A 4204-nucleotide genomic window follows, 5' to 3' on the forward strand; every position below is an offset into this window, starting at 1 on the left:
GAGTTTATCGTGATGGTCGGCCCCTCCGGCTGCGGCAAATCGACGCTGCTGCGGATGGTGGCCGGGCTTGAGCGGGTGACCAGCGGCGACATCTGGATTAACCGCCAGCGCGTTACCGAGATGGAGCCGAAGGATCGCGGCATTGCGATGGTATTCCAGAACTACGCCCTCTACCCGCATATGAGCGTGGAGGAGAATATGGCCTGGGGGCTGAAAATTCGCGGGATGGGCAAAAGCCTGATTGACGAGCGGGTGCAGGAAGCGGCGCGCATTCTGGAGCTCGACGGCCTGCTCAAGCGCCGCCCGCGCGAGCTCTCCGGCGGCCAGCGCCAGCGCGTGGCGATGGGACGCGCCATCGTTCGCGATCCGGCGGTATTCCTGTTTGATGAACCGCTGTCGAACCTTGACGCCAAGCTGCGCGTACAGATGCGCCTGGAGCTCCAGCAGCTGCACCGGCGGCTGAAAACCACCTCGCTGTACGTCACCCACGACCAGGTTGAGGCGATGACCCTCGCTCAGCGGGTAATGGTGATGAATAAAGGCGTTGCCGAGCAGATTGGCACGCCGGTGGAGGTTTACGAAAAGCCGGCCAGCCGCTTTGTGGCGAGCTTTATCGGCAGCCCGGCGATGAACCTGCTGGACGGCCGCATCAGCGACGACGGCAGCCGTTTTGAACTGGAGGGCGGCCTGCGTCTGCCGATCAATAGCGAGCATCGTCGCCACGCCGGGCGTAAGATGACCCTCGGTATCCGTCCGGAGCATTTTGCCACAGGCCCCGAGACGGAGGGCGGCGTACCGCTGGTGATGGATACGCTGGAAATTTTAGGTGCCGATAACCTCGCCCACGGACGCTGGGGCGAGCAGAAGCTGGTCGTCAGGCTGCCGCATCAGCAGCGCCCGGCGGCGGGCAGCACGCTGTGGCTGCATCTGCCGCAGGATCATCTGCACCTCTTTGATGGTGAAACAGGACAACGCGCATGAGTAACTGGCCTTACCCCCATATCGTCGCCCATCGCGGCGGCGGAAAGCTGGCGCCGGAGAATACCCTCGCCGCGATCGACACCGGCGCTCGCTTTGGTCATACCATGATCGAGTTCGACGCCAAGCTGTCGAAGGATGGGCAGATCTTTTTGCTGCATGACGATAACCTCGAGCGCACCAGCAACGGCTGGGGCGTGGCGGGCGAGCTGGCGTGGCACGAGCTGCTGAACGTTGATGCGGGAAGCTGGTTCGGCCGCGAATTTAAAGGCGAGCCGCTGCCGCTGCTCTCCGCCGTGGCGGAGCGCTGCCGGCAGCTGAACATGATGGCCAATATCGAAATTAAGCCGACCACCGGCACCGGGCCGCTGACCGGCAGGGTGGTGGCCTTAGCGGCCCGCGAGCTGTGGCAGGGCATGACCGCGCCGCTGCTGTCATCGTTTGAAATTGACGCCCTGGAAGCGGCGCAGCAGGCGGCGCCCGAGCTGCCGCGCGGGCTGCTGCTGGACGAGTGGCGTGAGGACTGGCGCGAGCTGACCGCCCGGCTGGGCTGCGTGTCGATTCACCTGAACCATAAGCTGCTTGATGAGGCGCGGGTGGCGAGCCTGAAGGCCGCAGGTCTGTATATTCTGGTATATACCGTCAATAAACCCCAGCGTGCCGCCGAGCTGCTGCGCTGGGGCGTCGACAGCATCTGTTCCGATGCGATAGACGTCATCGGCCCCAACTTCCAGCCCTAATCTGCCGGCATGCTGCCGTTACGGGGCCGCCCGTCGCGGCAGCATGCCACCATTACTATTCGGCAGCACCTGCTGCTGCGAAGGATTCAAATTCCCGCTCTGCGTTACGCGCTGCTGGCCGTTATTCAGCTGCGTCTGCAGATGCTGTTGCTGAGCGCGCGTCTGGTTCTGCATATCCTGCTTCAGCATGTTCTGGTGCTGCTGCTGCTGAGTCTGCATCTGGTTTTGCATCCGCTGCTGGCTGGGGACGACGTACCCCGGCTGGTTGGGATTGTTGGTGGTATTAAGCGGCTGTGCCAGGACGGTCAGCGGCATCAGCACCGCCAGAAATAGTATTGCCTTCATTGTTCTCTCCTCCCGTGCGTGGGATCGCTTAAGTGTACCTCCTTTTCGGCATAACAATGATTTTTTAGGACTTATAAACCAGGCTTATGCAGGGACAAAAACAGATTCAGGAGTATGGCAATGATAACAACACTATTCTGGCGTCAGGCGGTCATCGCATTGCTGCTGGCGGGCGGGAGCTTTACCGTCGCCGCAAACCCCGCCCCGCCTCCCGTATCCTACGGGGTTGAAGAGGACGTCTTTCACCCGGTTCGCGCCCAGCAGGGGATGGTGGCGTCGGTTGATGCCCTGGCTACCCGCGTCGGCGTGGATATTTTGCGCCAGGGTGGAAACGCCGTCGATGCGGCGGTGGCCGTGGGCTATGCGCTGGCGGTCACGCACCCGCAGGCGGGCAATATTGGCGGCGGCGGCTTTATGATGCTGCGCACCAAAGACGGTAAAACGACGGCCATTGATTTTCGCGAAATGGCGCCGGAGCAGGCAACCCGGGATATGTTCCTCGATGACCAGGGCAACCCGGACAGTAAAAAGTCGCTAACCTCGCATCTCGCCTCCGGCACGCCGGGCAGCGTGGCCGGCTTCTCGCTGGCGCTGGAAAAATACGGCACCATGCCGCTGAACAAGGTGATTCGTCCGGCTATCAAGCTGGCTGAAGAGGGCTTCACGGTTAACGATGCGCTGGCGGACGACCTGAAAACCTACGGCAGCGAGGTGATCCCGAATCACGCCAACAGCCGGGCTATCTTCTGGAAAAACGGTGAGCCGCTGAAAAAGGGCGACAAGCTGGTGCAAAAACAGCTGGGAAAAAGCCTGGAGCTGATCGCCGAGCACGGCCCGGACGCGTTTTATAAAGGGGCGATTGCCGACCAGATCGCCGATGAGATGCAAAAAAACGGCGGGCTGATCACCAAAGCGGACCTGGCGAACTACCGGGCGGTGGAGCGCACGCCGATAAGCGGCGACTATCGCGGCTACCAGGTGTTCTCAATGCCGCCGCCTTCCTCCGGGGGGATCCACATCGTGCAGATCCTCAATATCCTCGAAAACTTCGATATGCATAAGTTCGGCTTCGGCAGCGCGGACGCCATGCAGGTGATGGCGGAAGCGGAGAAGCACGCCTATGCCGATCGCTCGGAGTACCTTGGCGATCCGGATTTCGTTCAGGTTCCGTGGCAGGCGCTTACCAGCAAGGCCTACGCCAAATCGATAGCCGAGCAGATCGATATCAACAAGGCGAAACCCTCCAGCCAGATCCGCCCGGGCAAGCTGGCGCCTTATGAGAGCAACCAGACCACCCACTTTTCGGTGGTGGATAAAGACGGCAACGCGGTGGCGGTGACCTACACGCTGAACACCACTTTTGGTACCGGCATTGTGGCGGGGAACTCCGGTATCTTAATGAACAATCAGATGGATGATTTCTCGGCGAAGCCCGGCGTGCCTAACGTCTACGGGCTGGTGGGCGGTGACGCCAACGCCGTCGGGCCGAAAAAACGCCCGCTGTCGTCAATGTCGCCGACGATTGTGGTCAAGGACGGTAAAACCTGGCTGGTCACCGGCAGCCCGGGCGGCAGCCGGATTATCACGACGGTGCTGCAAATGGTGGTGAACTCCATCGATTTTGGGATGAACGTCGCGGAAGCGACCAACGCGCCGCGCTTCCATCATCAGTGGCTGCCCGATGAGCTGCGGGTGGAGAAGGGCTTTAGCCCGGATACCCTGAAGCTGCTGACGGAAAGAGGGCAGAAGGTGGCGGTGAAAGAGGCGATGGGCAGCACGCAAAGTATTATGGTCGGCCCGGACGGTACGCTGTACGGCGCGTCTGACCCGCGTTCGCCGGGGGATTTAACCGCCGGATACTAGGCTATTTTCAACCCTCTCCCCGAGCGGGAGAGGGTTGCGAAGGGCTACTCTTTCAGGCGGGCCATAAAGAGGGCATCGACGTATTCGCCGTTGCGCAGCGCAAACTTACGTCCGGTCCCCTCAACGCTAAAGCCGTATTTGCGATAGACAGAAATGGCGGAGGCGTTATCAGCGAATACCGTTAATTCAATGCGTTCGACGCGCAGCCAGTTATCGCACAGGTTTATCATCTCGCGCATCAGGGCGCTGCCGCCGCCGCGTCCGTGAAAGGGCGCCGC

General features: G+C 61.2%; 5 protein-coding genes. 3 read left to right on the forward strand and 2 right to left on the reverse strand.

Annotated elements, in window-relative coordinates:
• Both PFH44_RS25300 and ugpQ read left to right on the forward strand, forming a co-directional pair.
• Positions 1-981: sn-glycerol-3-phosphate import ATP-binding protein UgpC (locus PFH44_RS25300; protein ID WP_283826527.1), on the forward strand; the 981-nt coding region annotated here is incomplete at its 5' end.
• Positions 978-1718, forward strand: a complete 741-nt coding sequence (gene ugpQ / locus PFH44_RS25305; RefSeq protein ID WP_283826528.1) for a glycerophosphodiester phosphodiesterase — start codon at positions 978-980, stop codon at positions 1716-1718. The genes PFH44_RS25300 and ugpQ, both read left to right, overlap by 4 nt.
• Before the next feature lie 18 nt (positions 1719-1736).
• Here ugpQ and PFH44_RS25310 read toward each other — a convergent pair whose 3' ends face one another.
• The gene (locus PFH44_RS25310) at positions 1737-2063 is read right to left on the reverse strand and encodes a DUF2756 family protein (RefSeq protein WP_283826529.1); all 327 of its coding nucleotides are present in this window, start codon (positions 2061-2063) and stop codon (positions 1737-1739) included.
• Between the two features lie 120 nt (positions 2064-2183).
• On the opposite strand from PFH44_RS25310, the gene ggt reads away from it, so the two are divergent.
• Positions 2184-3926 (forward strand): gamma-glutamyltransferase, encoded by a 1743-nt coding sequence (ggt, locus tag PFH44_RS25315; RefSeq protein ID WP_045854008.1) that lies wholly within the window; start codon positions 2184-2186, stop codon positions 3924-3926.
• Between the two features lie 44 nt (positions 3927-3970).
• Here the strand turns inward: ggt and PFH44_RS25320 are convergent.
• Positions 3971-4204 (reverse strand): GNAT family N-acetyltransferase (locus PFH44_RS25320; protein WP_283826530.1); only part of this gene is annotated, 234 nt, incomplete at its 5' end.

Source organism: Klebsiella sp. Ech2A, assembly GCF_030078455.1.
Taxonomy (GTDB): domain Bacteria; phylum Pseudomonadota; class Gammaproteobacteria; order Enterobacterales; family Enterobacteriaceae; genus Klebsiella; species Klebsiella terrigena.